The organism is Sphingomonas sp. (assembly GCF_050725575.1).
In the GTDB taxonomy this organism is placed as follows: Bacteria; Pseudomonadota; Alphaproteobacteria; order Sphingomonadales; family Sphingomonadaceae; genus Sphingomonas.
The window spans coordinates 19,166-38,748 of sequence record NZ_JBOHHW010000047.1 but is presented as its reverse complement, the minus strand read 5'-3'; the positions used below and the strand labels follow the sequence as shown (position 1 = coordinate 38,748).

The window sequence follows — 19,583 nt, the reverse complement described above, 5'->3', positions numbered from 1 at the left end:
TGGCAAACAGTTCCTGCGGGTCACGACCAGCCAGAAGCTGGTCCAAAACGTCCTTGTCGATTGCCATATCGATGGTCCTTTCTCTTCCATCTATATGACCTCACGCACAAAATTCCTGACAGTCCCCTGCTATTGGCGATCGTTGTTAATGCAGTGGTCGGCGATACGGGAGACGCGGGATACGCAGGCGTTTTCTTCGCCATGTTGGCGTTCGCTCTGCTCAGCTACGTCGCTACTCTTTTGATCGGAGTTCCCATCCACCTAGTGTTGCAGCGTTTCCAGAAAACAGGTTTGATCTATTACCTGAGCCTCGCCGTCCTGCCCTTCCTTCTTCTCGCTGTAGCGATTGCTATTTGGCTCCAGTTGGCCCCGGCTCCGGTTCCACCCGTCAACCCGTTCAGCTTATACATGAATGGCGGCGTCGCCATAAAATGGACGCTGGTCTTTGCAGCGATTGCATCGCTGTTGGCCACCACTTTCTGGTACGCCGGAGTAAGGCAGCCGAAACCCTGAACGTTGGTTCTTGGGTTGGAGGCGGAACCATCGCTTTATGAGTCTACGACCTGGGTCAGGATCACTGCACTCGTTCAATTTAATCCAGATGATGTCAGACGCCGCCGGAGATTTGCCCAAGCCTAAGCGCCCGACCGCGCGGTTATGCGCAACAGGATATCGTCCAACCCCTCGCCGAGCGTGGCGAACACTCCGTGATCCGAGACATGCTTCAACAGTTGCTCGTTGAGCCCGCCCAAGGTCGCGTGGTCCGCCGCAAGGGCCGCGAAACTCTGGTCCGGCGCTTCGATCGCGGTGCGCGAGAGTCCGTCGAAAATGCTCGCGACATAATGGCGGGCTTGCGGCTCGGTCACGCCATTGCGCACCAGCCAGGAGGAAATGGCGCCCGCGAACGCCAGATAGGATGCCATCGTCCCGGTGGCGGCGCTCAGCGCGTCGAACACCTCCGGCCGGTCCACCTGGATCGATGTGCCGGTACGACCGAACAATGCGGCGGCGATCGCGTCGGGCGGGAAGATCGCGGTCGGGCCCCGACCCAGCGCAACTGACGGGAGCGGCACGGCTTTCGAGACCGTCGATGCCGGAGCCACCAGGCCGGTCAGTGTTTCGAGCGACAGCGTCGCGATCAGGCTGATGACATGATGGTCCGTCCGAAACCGCAGGTCGGGGATGACGTCCCGCGCGATCTGAGGTCGCACCGCCAGGATGATGACATCGCTCTCGTCCAGCACCGCCTGGTTGGAGGCGGCGACGCGCACATGCGGGAATGCTTGCGCGAGCGCGGTGGCGATCGCCACGCTGCGCGGCGAGACATGGATCACCCCGTGATCGGCGAAGCTTGTACCCAGACCGTGGATGATCGCCGAAGTGATGGCGCCGGTGCCGATAAAGCCAAGTCTCATCTCATGCTCCAGGCCGGGGATCTGTCGGTGTTCACAACGCGAAGATCGCGACCGGGTCAAGCCGACCCGTCTCTTCCGCGGAATGATGATTTGCGCATGGGGAAGCGCCGCCGCTATCTCGTCGACCCCGGATGAAAGAGCATAAATGGCCGTGACCGACAGCAGTGACATCCTTGCCTTTGCCGATGCCGCGGCATGGGAAGCATGGCTGGCCGATCATCATGCGGGGTCGAATGGCGTCTGGCTGCTGATCGGCAAGAAGGGTTCAAAAAAGGAAGCGATCGCGATCAGCGACGCGCTCGATGTGGCGCTTTGCTATGGATGGATCGACAGCCAGCGCAAAGGCCATGACGCGGATCATTATCTCCAGCGCTATTCGCCGCGCCGGGCGAAAAGCCCGTGGTCCAAGCTGAATGTCGAGCGAGTCGAGGCGCTGAATGAGGCAGGGCGTATGCGGCCGGCAGGACTGGCCGAAGTGGAGCTCGCCCGCGCGGATGGCCGCTGGGCGGTGGCCTATGAATCGCAACGTATCGCGACGCTTCCCGATGATCTTTCCGCGGCATTGAAGCTCGACGAGCGTGCCCGCGCGGCGTTTGAGCGGCTTGACCGGACGAGCCAATATTCCGCCACCTTGCCGATCCTGAAAGCCACCACGCCCGAGGCGCGAGCGACGCGGATGCAAAAATTGATCGCCAGATTGGCGGCCGGTGATTTGGCCAGTGGCGACGCGTCGAGCTGAGCCCTTGCAATCCAGGTCGGCGTTGCATATAAACGAGTAAGCACTCACTCATTGGATTTGGAATGGCCCGCCCGTTAAGCGAAGAAAAGCGCGATGCAATCCTGGCCGCGGCGACCGAAGCGGTGGCCGCGCTGGGTACCGGTGCGCCGACCGCGAAAATCGCCAAAGCGGCGGGCGTCGCGGAAGGGACATTGTTCACTTATTTCCCGACCAAGGATGATCTGCTCAATGCGCTCTATCTGCAGCTCAAGAGCGATCTGCATGGCGCAATGATGGCGGCCTATCCCGCATCCGGCGAGCTGCGCGCGCGCTGCCGCCATGTGTGGGACCGGTTCGTCGACTGGGGTGTGGATCATGCGGCGACGAGCAAGGCGATGCGCCAGCTGACCGTGTCGGATCGCATATGCGAGGCAAGCCGGCAGTCGGGAAACGCCGCGTTCGGCGATGTGGAGGCCTTGCTGAGGGACGTGATGGCGATGGGCGCGCTCAAGGACCAGTCAATCGCCTTTGTCGGCGCGGTCATGCAGTCGATCGCCGAAACCACCGTGCAGTTTATCGAGCAGGATCCGACAGCGCGCGACCAGTATAATCAGGCAGGGTTCGACGCATTCTGGAGCGCGCTCACCAAGCCGTGATGTTTTGATGTTAAAATGAGTGAGTAATCGCTCTTCTTTGAAGGAAGTATCATGAAAGACTTTGGTATCGACGATATCCCGTCCCAGGCGGGGCGGCTTGCATTGATCACCGGCGCGACCGGTGGCCTGGGTTATGAAACCGCGCTGGCGCTGGCCGGCGCCGGGGCGGATGTGGTGCTGACCGGCCGTAATCCGGCCAAGGGCGAAGCGGCGCTGAAGCAGATCCGGGCGATCCATCCGCAGGCGACGATCCGCTATATGGATCTGGACTTGTCCAGCCTGCAGAAAGTGGCGGCGTTCGCGGAGCGTTTTTCGGGCGAGCATCAATCGCTCGACCTGCTGATCAATAACGCCGGCGTGATGACGCCGCCGACCCGCCACACCACGGCTGACGGGTTCGAACTGCAATTCGGCACCAATTATCTCGGGCATTTCGCGCTGACCGGGCGGTTGCTGCCGCTGCTGTGCCGAGGGCGTGAGACCCGGGTGGTCAATCTCAGCAGTGGCGCGCACCGGCTGCTGGCGGCGATCCATTTCGACGATCTGCAATGGGAAAGAAGCTACAAGCCGTGGCGGGCTTATGCTCAGTCCAAGCTGGCGATGATCCTGTTCGCATTCGAACTTCAGCGCCGCAGTGACCGCCATGGCTGCGACCTGATGAGCAACGCCGCGCATCCCGGCTATGCCCGCACCGGGCTGCAGAGCGGGGGTCCCGCTCTGGGCCGGACCGGGCCGTCGCCGATGCAGTGGCTGAGCAAAGTGGCGGAACCGTTTATCTCACAATCGGCAGCGGCAGGGGCTTTGCCCACTTTGTTTGCCGCGACATCGCCCGATGCGGTGCCCAAGGGCTATTATGGGCCGACGGGGCGGTTCGAACTGATCGGGCGCGTCGGTGACGCCGTGATCGGCAAGGAAGCGCAAGACGAGGCCGTGGCCGCCCGATTGTGGCAGGTGTCGGAAGAACTCACCGGGGTTCGCTTTCCCTGAGCGTGAACGCCGGGGTGTCGATTCAACCAGTCGATCGATCGTGAAACAAGGGCGATGGACGGGAAGCCATCCGGCTTTCCGTCCCGCTCTTTGACATGACTGGAAAAATACTCGCCATTGGCCCTTGGCTGTTCCGGCCGGAACAGCCAGCCCGTTCGCTGTTCCTGGCTGATATGCTGGCTGATATGCTGGCTGTTATGCTGGCTGTTCCATGGCTGTTCGCTGGCTGTTATGCTGGCTGTTATCGGGCGAGCCGGTCTCAGCCAATCCATTGAAATAGATATATAATTCACTGGATGCGACAGCCGGAAAAATAATTATCAGCGATTAACAGCCAGCATCCATGCGCGGTAGCGCTTCGCCAGGCGGCGCGTGCGGAGCTGATCGCCGATAAAGGTCAGCATCGGGGAGGGCGCCCGCTTGATGATCTTGCCGGCTGCGATGCGACGCAGGCGCAGCTTGGCGATCGCCATCGTCGCACCCGCCGCGAGGGAGCGGTTCTTCCAGCCAAGGCCGGGCAGGTCGATCTCCAGGCTTTCGCCGGCCCGCCAGCGCGCGGGCAAGGCTGGCTCCACCGTCATGGCGGTGGCGATGCCGAGCATCGCGACGCCGATCCGGTCGCCTTGGGGCGACAAGGCGGCCTCCGCCACGGCACGGCGGCGGATACCACCGGTAACCATCACCGGCATGGTCGCCACGCCGGCAATGTCGCGGGCGAAATCGACGAAATAAGCTTCCCGCGCCGCCGTGCTGCTGCCGTCCGCCGGCGAACCCTGCATGGCCGGGCTTTCATAACTGCCGCCCGACAATTCGAGCAGGTCGATATCGAGGTCGTTGAGCCACCGCACCACTTGCGTGGCGTCCGCGCCATTGAAGCCGCCGCGCTGGAAATCGGCCGAATTGAGCTTCACCGACACGACGAAGTCCGATGAGACCGCCGCCCGTACCGCGCGGACGGTCTCCAGCAACGCGCGCGCGCGATTCTCCAGGCTGCCGCCCCATTGGTCGGTGCGCTGGTTGACCAGCGGCGAGAGGAATTGATTGAGCAGATAGCCATGCGCCGAATGGACCTGCACGCCGTCGAAGCCGGCCTGCTCGGCAAGCGCCGCGGTACGGGCAAAGCGGGCGATGATCTCCTCGACCTCGGCCTGGGTCATGGCGCGCGGTTGGGCGAACATCTTCGAGAGGCTGCCCAGGTCGAGCGGCACGGCGGACGGTGCGACCGCTTGCTGGCCCATCGCTGCCGCCATTTGTCGGCCCGGATGGTTGATCTGCATCCACGCCTGGCCGCCGCCCGATTTCATCACCGTCGCCCAGCGCGCGAACAGGGGCAGGTCGCGATCATCCTCAAGCACCAGCCCGCCCGGGCCGGTCAGCGCACGGGCATCGATCATGACATTGCCGGTCAGCAACAGGCCCGCGCCGCCCTGCGCCCAGCGTTGGTAAAGGGCGAGCAGCGCCTGACCGGGCACCTGTCCCTCGTCCGCCATATTCTCTTCCATCGCCGCCTTGGCGATCCGGTTGGGAATGACGGCGCCGCGGCGCAGCGATAGCGGCTCGAACAGCACCGACCGGTTCGGCGCGGGCGCGGCGTCACCGATCTCACGGAGAGGGGCATTGGCGGCAGTTTCGTTGAACATGGCATTGACTTTCGGGGGTGATTCGGTCGACCTTACACCTTCAATCAAAGTTGAAGGTCAAGCATGAAGATCGGCGAACTGGCGCGCGCGGCGGGCATATCGACATCGCGCATCCGCTTTTACGAGGAGAAGGGCGTGATCCGGCCGGCCGATCGCGGCGGCAATGGCTATCGCGACTATCCGGATACGACGCTGGAAGCCCTGCGTATGATCCTGCTGGCGCAGTCGCTTGGCCTGTCGCTGGCCGAGATCAAGGCGAGCGCGCCCGGGGACGGCACCTTGCCGAGCTGCGACGACGCGCGGCAGATCCTGAGCACCAGGCTGGCCGATATCGACGCCCATCTCGCCCGCCTGACTGCGATGCGGGCGCGGATCGTCGCGATGATGGATCATGAGCTGACGCCCGGCGCGATTGTCACTGCTCTTCGGAGTTGAGATTGCTTGCGGGAAGGGCGGCATGATAGCGACCATAGGATGAACCCGCTTTATACCTCGCTCGGCACCACCATCTTCGAAACCATGTCGGCGCGGGCTCGCGCGACCGATGCGATCAATCTCGGTCAGGGTTTCCCCGATGGCCGCGGGCCGGAGGATGTGCTGGCCGCGGCGGCACGCGCGCTGCTCGAGGACTCGAACCAGTATCCGCCGATGCTCGGCATCCCGGCGCTGCGTGACGCGGTGGCGGCGCATTATGCCGTGCATCAGGGGCTCGACCTGACGCCGGCCGAAGTGGTCGTCACCTCGGGCGCGACCGAGGCGCTGGCGGCGGCGATTCTCGCTTTGGTTTCGCCCGGCGATGAAGTGGTGATGTTCCAGCCGCTCTACGACGCCTATTGGCCGCTGATCGTGCGTGCCGGCGGCGTGCCGAAGCTGGTGCGGCTCGAGCCGCCCGAATGGCGCATTACCGCCGAAGCGCTCTCGGCCGTGGCGAGCGCACGCACCAAATTGGTGATCGTCAATTCGCCGCTCAACCCTACCGCGACGATGGCGTCAGATGCCGAACTGGCCCTGCTCGCCGACTTCTGCGTCGCGCATGATGCGATCGCGATCTGTGATGAAGTGTGGGAGCACGTCGTGTTCGATGGTCGGACGCATCGCTCGCTGATCGGCTTGCCCGGCATGCGCGAGCGCACGGTCAAGATCGGGTCGGCGGGCAAGATCTTCTCGCTGACCGGCTGGAAAGTTGGCTGGATGTGCGCCGCGCCGCGCATCGCCGCGGTGCTGGCCAAGGCGCATCAGTTCCTGACCTTCACCACCCCGCCCAATCTGCAGGCCGCCGCCGCTTACGGCCTGGGAAAGGATGTCGCTTATTTCGAAGGGATGCGCGCGGCGTTCCAGCGTTCGCGCGACCGGCTGGCGGCTGGGTTGACTGGCCTTGGCTATGCCGTGCTGCCAAGTGCGGCGACCTATTTCCTGTCGATCGATCTCAGCCGTTCGGGCGTCGAGATGGGCGATGTCGCGTTCTGCGAATGGCTGGTCGAGGAGGCCGGCGTCGCGTCGATCCCGGTATCGGCCTTCTATGTCGAGGCACCGGTGACCAATGTCGTACGGCTCTGCTTCGCCAAGGCAGATGCAACGCTCGACGCTGCGCTGGAGCGGATGCGGGTGCGGCCTTAACGCTGCCCGCTCAGCCGGCCATGCGCGGCAGCCACATGCCCATGAACGCGCCGATAATGCCGACCCCGACCCCGGCGGTCAGTACGAACAACAGGCCCGCCATGGCGACCTTGCCCGCTGGTCCTGCTCGCCCCTGCGCGAGCAGATAGAGCTCCAGCACCGCAAGCGGCACCAGATAGCAGCCATAGGCCCAGAAGCGCACGAACGGACCGTCGAAGCCTTTCCCGCCAATCCCGACCGGGCCGCTATTGACGATGATCCACAGCATCAGCCCAACGCGGAAGAACCACACCCCGCTGATCAGGATGAAGGCACGCAGTGCCCAGCGGCGGTGCGCGGCGATCTTGCGCACCAGCGCATAGCGCCAGGCCATCGCGATGCAGATCAGGATCAGGACGGCGTTGATGCTGATTCCGAAGCGCATCGAGAACCCGCCGGCGGTACCGCGCGTCCACACCGCGTAGAGGCCGGTCAGGCTCGCTACGGCCGCGGTCAGCAAGAACAGCCGCCCGTTCCAGCGATGGAAGGGTAGGGCACGGGCGCGCAGATAGGGGATCAGCTGCAACGGCCCGCCAGCAGTGATGATGAGCGCGAGCAGCAAGTGCGCGGCGAGCGCGATATTGCCAATCGTGCCGCCTTTGACATAGCCGCCGACCAGCACGTCGTTCCAGCGCTCGAAATTCCCGGCCATCGCAGCGCCGCCGTAGAAACTGGCGATATAGGCGACGAACAGCCACTGCCCGATGACCGTCGTCACAAACCAGAAGATCGCCGACGCTTTGAGTGCCGCGTTGGCCACCGATCGCATTGCCGGGGATCCGGCTGCAACAGTCTCGTTCATTCTTGTCCCTTCGGGCGCCCCTTCTGGTTCTCGTCCGGCGATAGATTGGCTATGACTCGCAGCACATGACCGTAACGATCAAAAACCTGGCTTTCGGCTCGCAGGCGCATCGCGGTGGCTGAGCCAACGGTGTCGGCCGGCTATGCGGACAATCTGCTGCAATTCGCGACGGCGAAAGGCGCCGACCGGCGGCAGCTTTGCGACCTGTCCGGGATCGATCCCGGCAATCTGTCCGACCCGGACAATCGCGTGCCGCTGGCGCGCTATGTCGCGCTGATGCGGGCCGCCAAGCAGCTATGCGATGCGCCGGCATTGGCGCTCGATCTCGGAGCGGAGAAGGACTTCAAGGAAATCTCCGTCGTCGGCCTGATCTGCTACGCCGCGCCGACCATGGGCGAAGCCTTTGCCGAACTGAGCCGCTTTGCGCGCCTTGCGGCAGAGGTCGACCTGCCCGGGATCGGCGGACGATTCGAGTTGAGCTGGATCGATGGCGAACTTTGGATGGTCGACCGGCGCAGCGACCCGAACAGCTTTCCGGAAATGACCGAATCGACTTGGTCCCGATTCATCTGCGAAACCGCGCGCCACTTTCCCGATGCACCCTTCGCCAAAGCAGTGCATGTCACCCATCCCGCGCCGGCGTATCGCATGGATTATGATCGCGTGCTGAAAGCGCCGGTGACCTTCGACAGCGACCGGAACGCGATCATGATCGATCCGTCCTGGCTGTCGATCGAACTGCATCAGCCCAATCGCTACGTCTTCGGGGTGCTCAGCGACCATGCCGACAAGTTGCTCAAGAGCCTGGAAAGTGCACAGACGATGCGCGGGCGGGTCGAAAGCCTGCTGATCCCGACACTGCACCGCGGCGATGTCGGCATGGACGATATTGCGAAGCAAATGGGGCTCAGCCGCCAGTCGCTCTACCGCCGGCTGAAGGAGGAAGAGGTCAGCTATGAAGCGCTGGTCGATGATTTGCGCCACCGCATGGCGCTGCACTATCTGCGCGGCCGAAAGACCTCGGTGAACGAGACAGCCTATCTGGTCGGCTTTTCCGATCCGAGTTCCTTCTCACGCGCGTTCAAGCGCTGGACGGGATCGAGTCCGCGCGGATGGCAAGCGACCTGAGCTATTCGCCGACTGTCGTCACCAGTCCGCGCTCGGTCAGATAGGCCGTCACCAGCCGCGCGGGCGTGACGTCGAATGCCGGATTGGCGGCGTTCGAGGCCGTCACCCGGATGCTCCCGCCTTCGCCCGAGACATGCGTCACTTCGTCGCTCGAACGCTCCTCGATCGGCACGTCTGCGCCGGTCGCGGTGTCGGCGTCGAAGGTGGTGTAGGGCAAAGCGACATAGAAGGGCACGCCATTGTCCTTCGCCGCCAGCGCCTTCAGATAGGTGCCGATCTTGTTGCAGACATCGCCGTTCGCGGTCACCCGGTCGGTGCCGACGATCACGGCGTCGACCTGGCCGGTCATCATCAGATGCCCGCCGGCATTGTCGGCGATCACGGTGTGCGGCACGCCATGCCCGGACAGCTCGAATGCAGTGAGCAATGCGCCCTGATTGCGCGGACGCGTCTCGTCGACCCACACGTGCACCGGAATACCGGCATCGTGCGCGAGATAGATCGGAGCGGTCGCGGTGCCGTAATCGACCGTGGCGAGCCAGCCGGCATTGCAATGCGTCAGGATGTTGAGCGGACGATCGGGGTACCGGGCGTGAAGCTCGCGGAACAGCTCGAGGCCATGTGCGCCGATCGCCCGGTTCAGCTCGACGTCCTCGTCGCAGATCGCATCGGCGCGGGCAAAGGCGGCGGCGGCGCGCTCAGCGGTGGGCAAGGGGCACACCGTCTCGACCAGCTTGTCCAATGCCCAGCGCAGATTGACTGCGGTCGGGCGCGAAGCGAGCAGGAAGCGATAGGCGCGGTCGAGCGTATCGTCCGATCCATCCTCGGCCAGCGCCATCGCCAGCCCATAGGCGGCGGTCGCACCGATCAGCGGCGCGCCGCGCGTCCACATCTCGCGGATCGCGCGCTCGGCATCCTGGGCGCTGCGCAATTCGACCCAATTGATCGTCCAGGGCAGGTCACGCTGATCCATGATCCGCGCGCCGCGTCCATCGGCGGTGCGCGTGATCGAGCGCTGGTGCGTACCCTGCAGCTTCATGCGCTCACCTCATCGAATGTCGCGATATCGCCCGCGCCGCCAGCGCGATCGATCAGCAGCGCCTCCATCCCGGCGCGGCGCGCCGCGGCGATCTCCTCGGGCGTGTCGGACAGGAACAGGATATCACCCGGTGCTTCGCCGATCACCGCGGCAATCGCGGCATAGGACTGCGCCTCGCGCTTGGGGCCGGTCGTGGTATCGAAATAGCCCGAGAAGAGCGGTGTCAGGTCACCGGCATCGCTATGGCCGAAGAGCAGTTTCTGCGCGGCGATCGAGCCCGAGGAAAAGACGAACAGCTTCACGCCGGCCCCGTGCCAGCGACGGAGCGCCGCGGCCGCCTCGGGATAGATATGGCCGGTGAAGCTGCCCGACCGATAGCCATCGGCCCAGATCATCCCCTGCAACGCCTTGAGCGGCGTTGCCTTGCGGTCCTCGTCGATCCAGCGGATCAGCGTCGCGACCGGATCGCCCGGCTCGGTCGCCTCGACCTCGGCAAGGATCGGCGCGACCGCGGCCGGATGCGCCGCGACCCAGTCGGCCAGCCGCGCCCGGGCATAGGGGAACAGGACATCGGCGACGAAAGCGATGCTCGACGTCGTGCCCTCGATATCGGTGAGGATTGCCTTCATCTCAGGCGGTGACGGGCTCATGGCGCGGGAAACGCTCGGCAATGTCGCTGCCGGTGAAGCGCGCGACCCAGCCGTCTGGGTTCACGAACAGCCGGATCGCGGTGAAACGTGGCGCCGGCCCCATGTCGAACCAGTGGCGCATGCCGGCGGGCACCGAGATCAGATCGCCTTTGGTGCACAGCATGTTGAACACCCGGCTGCCCTCATGCAGCGTGAACAGCCCTTCGCCATCGACGAAAAAGCGCACCTCATCCTCGCCATGGGTATGTTCGGCCAGGAATTTACCGCGCAGCGCCGCGCGGTCGGGATGATCGGGCGCAAGTGCCACCACATCGACCGACTGATATCCCGCTTCCGCCTTCAGCGCTTCGATCTCCGGCGCATAGACCTGCAGGATGTTCTCGATGGTCACATCGTCGCGGGTCGGCCAGCGTTCGAAGCGCACGCCGATCGTCTCCAGCGTCGCGGCGATCGTCGCCAGGTCGCTGGTATCGATCAGCGCGGCCGTACCGTCGCCCTCATGGAAGATCTGCAACCGGCTCATGCTGCACTCCCGTTCCTGAATCCGATCTCGGCCAGCTCGGCCGCGATCATCCATTCGACCGCCTCGATCACGCGCTCGGCCTCGGCCAGATCCTTGCCCCACCCATATAGACCATGGGCACGAATCAGATAGGCCGGCGCGCTGCCGGGCTTAACCAGCAAGGATGACATCTTTGCGTCGATCACTGCCATGTCCTGGCTATTGTCGACGATCGGCAGAATGACCCGCGTTTCATGGGTTGTGTTGCCCGGCAACGCCTTGAGCATTTCATGGCCCTGCAGGATCCAGCCGGTCAGCTCGGGAAAGGCCCGGGTCAGGCCGACTGCAGTGGCCGAATGGCTGTGCAGGACCGCGCCGACATCGGGAAAGTCGCGGTACAAAGCGAGATGCAGCGCGGTTTCGGCTGACGGCTTCTTGCCGTCAAGCGACGCGCCCGACGCATCGACGCGCATCACATCGTCCTCGCTGAGCCGCCCCTTGTGCCGCCCCGACACCGTGACCGCGAAGCTGCTATCGTCGAGCCGGACCGAGTAATTGCCCGACGTCGCCGGAGCCCAGCCCTTGCTGTCGAGCCATCGTCCGACCGCGACGATGCCGCTGCGGGCCTCGGCAAAGCTGCTGGCGGCCATCGCGTCGGTCCTCAGATAAGGGAGAGTGGAGCGGGTAGCGGGAATCGAACCCGCGTATTCAGCTTGGAAGGCTGCTGCACTACCATTGTGCTATACCCGCATGTGCCGGAGTCCGCCCGGTTCGGAGCGATCCACCGACATGGTTCCGCCGTGCGGATAGCGTGGGGCGAATGCCGGCGCAAGTCGCGCCGCGCAGGCACGCGTCATGCTGACGCTTGGCAAGCGCGCGCGATGGTGCTTTGGACGCAGGCGATGGCGGAACCTCAACCGAGCGGCCTTGCCCAGGTCTTCATGGAAAGCCGCGAGCGGTTGCTGCGGTTTCTTGCCGCGCGTGGTGCGGGGGAGGCGGCGGAAGACCTGCTGCAGGAATTATGGGAACGGGTGTCCGCAGCGCCGACCCAGCCGGTCGCCGCACCCCTGGGCTATCTCTACCGCGCCGCGGAAAATCTCATGCGCGACCGGTACCGCGCCGATAGCAGCCGGGCGCGGCGCGAACAGGATTATGTCGACGCGACTGACGCCGTGATCGCCGATCCCGGAATCGAACGCGCGCTGCTGGCACGGGAAAGGTTGCGTGCCGTGGAAGCGGCGCTTTCCGCGCTTGGGCCCCGTACGGAGCAGGTGTTTCGCCTGTACCGTCTGGACGGCGTGGGCCAGGCGACGATCGCGCGCGATCTCGGGGTCAGCCTCAGTACTGTGGAGAAGGATCTGCAACGGGCGTATCGTGCGCTTGGCGCGCTTCGGGAGAGCGACGATGCGGAATAGCCCGATCGGTTTCGTCTTCTCAGAGACATGCACATGAATTCGCCCTTCACCGACTCGATTCGCGATCAGGCGCGGCAATGGGTCATCCGCCTGGGCGATGCCGCGTTCGACGATTGGGACGGCTTCACCGCATGGCTGGAAGAAAATCCCATCCATAATGCCGCCTATGAACAGGCCGCGGCGCGTGATGCGGCGATCGTCGAGACATTAAGAACGGCGCCGCGCCCGATTATGCCTGTGGTACAGCCGGCGATGCCGGCGCGAGTGTCGCGACGCATGTGGGTTGGTGGCGCCATGGCTGCCGCCGTCGCCGGGATTGTCGGCTTTGCGACGCTGCGCGATACCGCCTCGCCCTATATTGTCGAAACCGGCCCCGGCGTGCACCGCACGGTGACGCTGGCTGATGGCAGCAGCATCGCGCTCAACGGTGGAACGCGGCTGGTGCTGGACCATGCCGCGCCGCGCCGCGCCACGCTGGAACGCGGCGAGGCCCTGTTCACCGTGCGGCATGACGATCGCGACCCGTTCGAACTCAAGGTTGGCGGTACGAAGCTGGTCGATGTCGGAACGGTCTTCAATGTCGTTCGCGACGCCGCGGCAACACGGCTTGCGGTCAGCGAAGGGGCCGTGGTTTACGCGCCCGATACCGATGCAATGAGGCTCGATGCGGGACAGGCGCTGGTTGCCACAGACGGCAGCCGCCCGGTCAGGACGCAGATTGAGACGACCAGTGTCGGCGCCTGGCGGAATGGGCAGCTGGTCTATAGCAACGCCTCGCTCGCGACCGTTGCCGCGGATTTGTCGCGCAACCTTGGCAAGCCGGTCGGCACGATCGCCGGTGTCGGGGAGCTGCGTTTCACCGGGATCATCAACCTCGACACCAAGGCGGCCGATCCGATCGCGCCTATCGCGCCATTGCTTGGCGTCCGGGCCGAGCGTAATGCGCTGGGCTGGACTCTGACCCGGCAGGACCGTGCACCCCGCTAAACCTCTTCTCGCCATCACCTGCATGATCGCCGCGACCTCGGCCGAGGCGCGACCGCGGCCCAGCGTCAATATTGCCGTCATGCAACTCGATCAGGCGATTGTCCTGCTCGGCCGCCAGACCGGCGCGAGCATCGGCCTGCGCGACCGGCGCATCGCCACGCTCAAGGTGCGCGCGGTCAACGGGAAGATCGACGCCGCCCAGGCGCTTGCAAAGATGTTGCGTGATTCGGGTGCGGCGGCGCGGCAGGTCGCGCCGGGCGTGTTCATCATCGAAGCGGCGGCAGCGCCGATGCCGGCATCCCGCCCAAGGATGGCACCCCGGCCGGCACCGCCGCCTGAACCGCCCGAAGCGACGCAGGACATCATCGTCACGGCCGCCAAATATGACCGGCGGCTGCGGGACCTGCCCGGCATGGCGGTGGTGATTCAGGGGCGCACGCTGTCGCTCGCCGAAAGCGCGCTTGGGTCGGACGCGATCGAGGGGCGCGTTGCCAGCGTTGCGTCAACGCATCTTGGCGCCGGCCGCAACAAACTGTTCATTCGCGGCGTCGCGGATTCGAGCTTCACTGGCCCCACTCAGTCCACCGTAGGACAATATTGGGGCGATACCCGGATCAACTATAGTGCGCCTGATCCGAGCCTCAGACTCTATGACGTCCGCTCGGTCGAGGTGCTGGAGGGGCCGCAGGGCACGCTCTACGGCGCTGGCTCGCTCGGCGGAATCATTCGTATCGTGCCCGAGGCGCCGAACATGGACCTCGCCTCCGCCCGGGCGTGGAGCGGCCTTTCGCTCACCCAGCACGGCAAAGCCGGCGGTGATCTGGGCGGGATCGTCAATCTGCCACTCAAGGGTGATACGCTGGCCATTCGCGGGCTCGCTTATGGCGGTATCGATGGCGGCTATATCGACGATCGCCAGCGCGGTCTCAAGGATGTCAATCGGGTCGAAACGATCGGCGGGCGGGCGACGGTGCGCTTCTCGCCCAGCCAGGACTGGACGATCGATCTGTCGGGCAATTATCAGCGCATCGCCGGCGATGACGCGCAATATGCCGATCGTCATGATCTCACCCGGTCGAGCGCGCTCGCTCAGCCCTACCGCAATGAATATCTGCTCGGCGAACTGGTGATCGCCAAGGATCTGGGCGCGGCGCGCCTGGTGTCGTCGACCGGTGTCGTCGATCAATATGTCGCCGAACGGTTCGATGCGACGCCGCCGGGCGAACTGGCCAGGGCCTATGATCAGGTCAGCCGGATCAGAATGGTCAGCTCCGAAACGCGCCTGTCGCACAGCGGCGCCAATGGCGATGGCTGGGTGGTCGGGGTGAGCGCGCTCAGCACCATCACGCGCCAGGACCGGACCTTCGACCAGCAATTCGTGCCGAGGGGCGAGGTGGGTGAGGCAGTGATCATCGATCGCCTGCCATTCTATCCCGTGGCAAGCTCCGCGGGCCTGGTCACCGTACCCTTTCTGACATCGGGTGTGACCGGGGTGCGCAATCGTGTCGATGAGGCAACGCTGTACGGCGAGGCGACGGTGGTGCCGTTGCCTTGGCTGTCGTTGACCGGCGGCGGACGCCTGACTCATTCGCGGCTGTCGGGGCGGGCGCTTGACCGGCCCGAAGATCTGGCGTTCCGCCTCGATCAGGAGGCGCAGGGGCAGCGCACCGAAACGCGCTTCCTGCCGTCGCTCGCCGTCTCGCTGCGCCCGGTTGACCGGATCACTGCCTTTATACGGTATCAGCAAGGCTATCGCCCGGGCGGCCTGTCGGTCGGCACCAACATCGTGCAATATTACAAGGGCGATGAAGTCGAGACTGCGGAGCTCGGGCTGCGCTATATCGGTGTCGGCCGCTTTGATATCTCGCTTACCCTTGCCCACACGCGGTGGCGCGATATCCAGGCCGACTTGATCGATGAGTCGGGATTTCCCATCACCGCCAATATCGGCGACGGCCGGATCACATCGGCCGGGATCAGCGCGCATTGGCAACCCGTGCCGCGCCTCGATCTGCAGGCCGCGCTCTATCTCAACAGCTCGGAGGTCACGACGCCGACCGCGGCACTGGTTGCGGCTTATGCCGCCGATCGCACCGAATCGGCTCATCCTCACTCCACCGCCAAACGCGCCGGGCCATCACTGCCCAATGTCGCCGATGCGAGCGGGCTGGTTCGGGCGCGCTATTCGGCGCCGTTCGGGCGCGTCGGCTATTTTACGCTCGATGCCTATGCCCGCTATGTCGGGCAGTCGCGGCTCGGCATCGGGCCGGTGCTGGGGCGTCCGCAGGGCGATACGCTCGATACCGGCATCGACCTCAGGATCGGCGATGAGCGGCGAGGACTGACTCTGTCGCTCACCAATCTGCTCGACGAGGAGGGCAATCGCTTCGCCCTTGGCAGCCCGTTCCTGATGAACGGCGCGAACCAGATCACGCCGCTTCGCCCGCGCAGCATCCGCATCGGGTTCGACGCCAGCTTTTAGAAAAATTCCGCTGCGGGTTTCCTCGACCGGCTCCGTCTGGATGTCGGGGAGGGGGTGCGCCCGATCAGCTCATATCAAGAGCGCTTCTTTCCCGAGCACATCAGCTTGCCCGAGGAACGTATGCGTCATTTGCTTGCCACCACCTGCCTCACGCCGATCCTGTTCGTCGCGCTGCCCGCCGCCGCTCAAACCACCATCACCACCAAGGTGACGACGCCGGTACTGACCGCGACCGCGGCGAATGGCCAGCCTTCGGATGTCACCATCACCTCGACCGGTTCGGTCGAGCCGACCGGCGGCAATGCGGTGACGCTCAACAGCGCGAATAATATCAAGAATGAGGGCAAGATCCTCATCAGCAACGCCAACAATGCGAACGGCATTTTCGTCGCAGCGGGCGGTTCGGGCACGATCACCAACAGCGGGTCGATCGTGATCGATGAAACCTATGCCCCGACCGATACCGACAATGACGGAGACCTGGACGGGCCGTTTGCGCAAGGCACCAATCGCTTCGGTATTCGCACCGCCGACGGCGTGGGATTCACCGGCAGCATCGTCAATACCGGCACGATCACCGTCGAAGGCAATGATTCGGGCGGCATCCGGCTCGGCGGCCCGTTGACCGGGTCGGTCACCAGCAGCGGCACGATCACCGTCACGGGTGATCGCGCGGTCGGTGTCCGCACCGATGCCGTGTCGGGCAATGTGGCGCTGAGCGGCACGATCGCCGTGCAGGGCAAGGACGCGGTCGGCGTTGCCGCGGACGGTGATATCGGTGGACGATTCTCCGTCCAGGGCAGTGTTACCTCAACCGGGTATCGCACCCTCACTAGCGACCAGACCAAACTCGATGCCGATGATCTGCTGCAGGGCGGACCGGCAGTCCGGGTTTCCGGTAATGTCGGCGGCGGCATCCTGTTCGACGCGCCGCCGCCGGATCTGGTCAGCACCGACCCAGATGAAGACAAGGACGGCATCCCCGACGCGCAGGAAGGCACCGCAAAGATCACCTCCAACGGTGCCGCGCCCGCGGTGCTGATCGGCTCCGCGACGCGCGACATGACAATCGGTGCGGTTGCTGGCGATACCGGCAGCCATTCGGTCGTGAACAAGGGGTCCATTACCGGCAACGGCGTTTACAACGGGATTGACGGGACCGGCATGTCGATCGGCGGCCTGGGCCATGCAGTTAATCTCGGCAACGGCATTTCGAATGCCGGCACGATCGCCGCCACCAGCAAGGCGAATGCCACCGCGCTGAAAATCGGTGCCGGCACGACGATGCTGGAAACGGTCAACAGCGGCTCCATCACAGCCGCGGGCGGAGCGGATTCCGCCTATCAGACCCGCGCGGTTTCGGTCGAGGCGGGGGCGTCGATGCCGACCCTGCGCAACAGCGGGACGATCACTGCCACGGCGACAGGGCTGGGCACCGCGACTGCGATCTACGACGCGTCGGGGACGGTGAAGCTGATCGAAAATAGCGGTACGATTGGTGCGAGCGGATCGACCGATGCGAACCGCAACATCGCCATCGACCTTCGTTCGGTGACCAGCGGTGCGACCATCAAGCAGCTGGTGGCGGCAAGCGGCAAAGCGGCGCCGTCGATCACTGGTGTAATCCTGCTCGGCAGCGGCGACGACCTGTTCGACCTGGCGGACGGGAGCTATGGCGGCAATGCCGATTTCGGTGCGGGCAATAACAAGTTCGCGCTGAGCGGCGATGCAGTCCAGAGCGGGACGATCCGCTTCGGTACTGGTGCCGACACATTGTCGCTCGCCGGTACCGCAAAGACCAGTGGCGACGCCTTTTTTGGCACCGGCGCCAACACCATGACGCTCGCCGACAGCACATCGCATACCGGTCGCATCCAGTTCGAAGACGGCGCCGATACCCTCACCTTGTCGGGCACTTCGAAGATTACCGGCGATGTCGATCTCGGCTTTGGTGCCGACACGCTGACGCTGGGCGCCGGCACGACGCTGCGCGGCAATCTTTTCCGGGCAAGCGGCGCCGCGGCGAACATTTCCGGTCTGCTTGATCTTGCCAATACCGGCACGGTCGCCCTGTCCTCGCTCAACGTCACGGCGACTGGCATGATCGGGGTCAATATCAGCACTGCGCTGGGCAGTTCGACGATCTACGACGTTTCCGGCAATGCGACCTTTGCCGCCGGATCGAAAGTGCTGGTGCGCCTTGACAGCGTCACGCGCGCGCCGGGCGTCTACACCATTGTGCGTGCGGGCAGCATCACCGGCGGCAGCAATCTCGTCGCGAGCGACATGTTGCTGCCTTTCCTGTTTACCGGCAACCTGACGACCGACCCGGCCAACACATCGATCAAGCTGACGATCGGGCGCAAGAGCGCCACGCAGCTCGGCGTCACGAGCGGTTCGGCCGGGGCGCTCGATGCGGTGTTCGCCGTGATCGACAAGGATGCCAAGATTTCGTCGACGATCCTCTCGATCGGCGATGGCGAGACATTCCGTCAGCGTTACTCGAGTTTCCTGCCCGATTATGCCGGCGGCGTGTTCGAATCGGTCACTCAGGCATCGCGCGCCACCGCCCGGTTCCTGCAGGATCCCAATCCGAACATCACCGATATGGGCCGTTGGGGCTTCTGGCTGCAGCAGGTCGCCTGGGGTACGTCGAAGAATCTCGGCAAAAGCTCGGCCTATGACGTCACCGGCTACGGCATCAACGGCGGGCTGGAGATCGATCTGGGTGCGGCCGGACGATTCGGCGCCGGTGTGGCCTATCTGAGCGGTACCGACGGGGACGGCTCGAACGACAATGAAATCCAGTCGAGCCAGTATGAAGCAGCGGTGCATTGGCGGATCCGCTGGGGTGGCCTGGCCGCCAGCGCCCGGGCTTCGGCCGCGACCATCAACTTCGACAGCGTGCGGCGCTTCGACGGCACCGCCAACAATCAGGAGTTCAACCGCACCGCCGACGGCAAATGGAGTGGCAAGCTCTATTCTGCCGCTGGTGCTCTGTCCTATGACGTCCGCGTCGGCAAGCGGCTGCACCTCCGCCCGATCGCTGCGATCGATTATTACCGGCTGACCGAGCAGGCGCATACCGAGACGGGCGGCGGCGACGCGTTCAACCTGATCGTCAACAAGCGCAAGAGCGACGAACTGGCCGCGACCGGGTCGGTTCAGCTTGGCTATGACTTCGGCAGCCTCGACCCCGAGGGCACCTGGATGCGGTTCAATCTGGAAGGCGGCCGGCGCGAGCTCGTCGGCGGATCGCTCGGCCCGACGGTCGCGCGCTTCTCGACCGGCAACAGCTTCACCCTGACGCCCGAAGATCGCGAGAGCGGCTTTATCGGACGGCTCGGCATCTCCGGCGGTCGCGGGCCGTTCGCCCTCACCGCCGAGGGCAGCGCGGAACAGCAGCAGGGCCATGCCGCCATTGCGTTTCGGCTTGGGTTGAAGATCGGTATGTGACGGTTCCGGACCGTCCCTTGCGCAGGCGGGGACGGTCCGAATATCGGGCG

The 19,583-nt window shown here is 64.5% G+C and carries 18 protein-coding genes and 1 tRNA gene; 11 read left to right on the top strand and 8 right to left on the bottom strand.

All coding sequences use genetic code 11. From position 1 onward, the window contains the following. The coding region (locus ACRECS_RS22445) for a hypothetical protein (protein WP_431585190.1) at nucleotides 1-513 on the top strand (513 nt) is incomplete at its 5' end. Nucleotides 514-635: 122 nt separating this feature from the next. Here the strand turns inward: ACRECS_RS22445 and ACRECS_RS22440 are convergent. Continuing rightward, entirely contained in the window at nucleotides 636-1,415 is a 780-nt protein-coding gene (locus ACRECS_RS22440; protein ID WP_431585189.1) for a pyrroline-5-carboxylate reductase, read from the bottom strand. Between the two features lie 145 nt (nucleotides 1,416-1,560). Between ACRECS_RS22440 and ACRECS_RS22435 the strand changes: the two genes are divergently transcribed. From ACRECS_RS22435 to ACRECS_RS22425, 3 genes are all read left to right on the top strand, one after another. Beyond that, complete coding sequence (locus tag ACRECS_RS22435; RefSeq protein WP_431585188.1) at nucleotides 1,561-2,154, top strand: YdeI/OmpD-associated family protein; 594 nt, start codon at nucleotides 1,561-1,563, stop codon at nucleotides 2,152-2,154. Between the two features lie 62 nt (nucleotides 2,155-2,216). Further along, complete coding sequence (locus ACRECS_RS22430; protein WP_431585187.1) at nucleotides 2,217-2,789, top strand: TetR/AcrR family transcriptional regulator; 573 nt, start codon at nucleotides 2,217-2,219, stop codon at nucleotides 2,787-2,789. A gap of 51 nt (nucleotides 2,790-2,840) precedes the next feature. Continuing rightward, nucleotides 2,841-3,776 (top strand): SDR family oxidoreductase, encoded by a 936-nt coding sequence (locus ACRECS_RS22425; protein WP_431585186.1) that lies wholly within the window; start codon nucleotides 2,841-2,843, stop codon nucleotides 3,774-3,776. 320 nt (nucleotides 3,777-4,096) lie between these two features. On the opposite strand, the gene ACRECS_RS22420 is transcribed toward ACRECS_RS22425, so the two are convergent. Continuing rightward, nucleotides 4,097-5,416, bottom strand: coding sequence for an NADH:flavin oxidoreductase/NADH oxidase family protein (locus ACRECS_RS22420; RefSeq protein WP_431585185.1), 1,320 nt, complete (start codon nucleotides 5,414-5,416; stop codon nucleotides 4,097-4,099). 63 nt (nucleotides 5,417-5,479) lie between these two features. Between ACRECS_RS22420 and ACRECS_RS22415 the strand changes: the two genes are divergently transcribed. Together ACRECS_RS22415 and ACRECS_RS22410 are read left to right on the top strand one after the other, a co-directional pair. Then, entirely contained in the window at nucleotides 5,480-5,851 is a 372-nt protein-coding gene (locus ACRECS_RS22415; RefSeq protein ID WP_431585184.1) for a MerR family transcriptional regulator, read from the top strand. Nucleotides 5,852-5,890: 39 nt separating this feature from the next. Further along, the gene (locus tag ACRECS_RS22410) at nucleotides 5,891-7,033 is read left to right on the top strand and encodes an aminotransferase (RefSeq protein WP_431585183.1); all 1,143 of its coding nucleotides are present in this window, start codon (nucleotides 5,891-5,893) and stop codon (nucleotides 7,031-7,033) included. A gap of 10 nt (nucleotides 7,034-7,043) precedes the next feature. On the opposite strand, the gene ACRECS_RS22405 is transcribed toward ACRECS_RS22410, so the two are convergent. Continuing rightward, the gene (locus ACRECS_RS22405; protein WP_431585182.1) at nucleotides 7,044-7,874 is read right to left on the bottom strand and encodes a DUF2306 domain-containing protein; all 831 of its coding nucleotides are present in this window, start codon (nucleotides 7,872-7,874) and stop codon (nucleotides 7,044-7,046) included. A 114-nt stretch (nucleotides 7,875-7,988) separates the two neighbouring features. Between ACRECS_RS22405 and ACRECS_RS22400 the strand changes: the two genes are divergently transcribed. Next, nucleotides 7,989-9,002 (top strand): AraC family transcriptional regulator, encoded by a 1,014-nt coding sequence (locus tag ACRECS_RS22400; protein WP_431585181.1) that lies wholly within the window; start codon nucleotides 7,989-7,991, stop codon nucleotides 9,000-9,002. Nucleotide 9,003: 1 nt separating this feature from the next. Here ACRECS_RS22400 and mtnA read toward each other — a convergent pair whose 3' ends face one another. The 5 genes from mtnA to ACRECS_RS22375 form a co-directional block, all read right to left on the bottom strand. Beyond that, the gene (gene mtnA, locus ACRECS_RS22395; protein WP_431585180.1) at nucleotides 9,004-10,041 is read right to left on the bottom strand and encodes an S-methyl-5-thioribose-1-phosphate isomerase; all 1,038 of its coding nucleotides are present in this window, start codon (nucleotides 10,039-10,041) and stop codon (nucleotides 9,004-9,006) included. After that, on the bottom strand, nucleotides 10,038-10,670 hold the full coding sequence (gene mtnC / locus ACRECS_RS22390) for an acireductone synthase (protein ID WP_431585179.1): 633 nt from the start codon (nucleotides 10,668-10,670) through the stop codon (nucleotides 10,038-10,040). Before mtnC ends, mtnA begins: the two co-directional genes overlap by 4 nt. 1 nt (nucleotide 10,671) lies before the next feature. Then, a complete protein-coding gene (locus ACRECS_RS22385; RefSeq protein WP_431585178.1) occupies nucleotides 10,672-11,214 on the bottom strand; it encodes a 1,2-dihydroxy-3-keto-5-methylthiopentene dioxygenase in 543 nt (180 codons plus the stop codon). Next, nucleotides 11,211-11,843, bottom strand: coding sequence for a methylthioribulose 1-phosphate dehydratase (locus ACRECS_RS22380; RefSeq protein WP_431585177.1), 633 nt, complete (start codon nucleotides 11,841-11,843; stop codon nucleotides 11,211-11,213). The genes ACRECS_RS22385 and ACRECS_RS22380 overlap by 4 nt, the downstream gene beginning before the upstream one ends. 26 nt (nucleotides 11,844-11,869) lie before the next feature. Next, nucleotides 11,870-11,943 (bottom strand) — tRNA-Gly (locus ACRECS_RS22375). A 131-nt stretch (nucleotides 11,944-12,074) separates the two neighbouring features. On the opposite strand from ACRECS_RS22375, the gene ACRECS_RS22370 reads away from it, so the two are divergent. From ACRECS_RS22370 to ACRECS_RS22355, 4 genes are all read left to right on the top strand, one after another. Next, on the top strand, nucleotides 12,075-12,608 hold the full coding sequence (locus ACRECS_RS22370; RefSeq protein WP_431585176.1) for an RNA polymerase sigma factor: 534 nt from the start codon (nucleotides 12,075-12,077) through the stop codon (nucleotides 12,606-12,608). A 33-nt stretch (nucleotides 12,609-12,641) separates the two neighbouring features. Further along, a complete protein-coding gene (locus ACRECS_RS22365; RefSeq protein WP_431585175.1) occupies nucleotides 12,642-13,595 on the top strand; it encodes a FecR family protein in 954 nt (317 codons plus the stop codon). Between the two features lie 22 nt (nucleotides 13,596-13,617). Further along, a complete protein-coding gene (locus tag ACRECS_RS22360; RefSeq protein ID WP_431585174.1) occupies nucleotides 13,618-16,077 on the top strand; it encodes a TonB-dependent receptor in 2,460 nt (819 codons plus the stop codon). Between the two features lie 120 nt (nucleotides 16,078-16,197). Then, nucleotides 16,198-19,533: an autotransporter outer membrane beta-barrel domain-containing protein gene (locus ACRECS_RS22355; protein ID WP_431585173.1), complete on the top strand. Its 3,336-nt coding sequence runs from the start codon at nucleotides 16,198-16,200 to the stop codon at nucleotides 19,531-19,533. The last annotated feature ends 50 nt before the right edge of the window (nucleotides 19,534-19,583 follow it).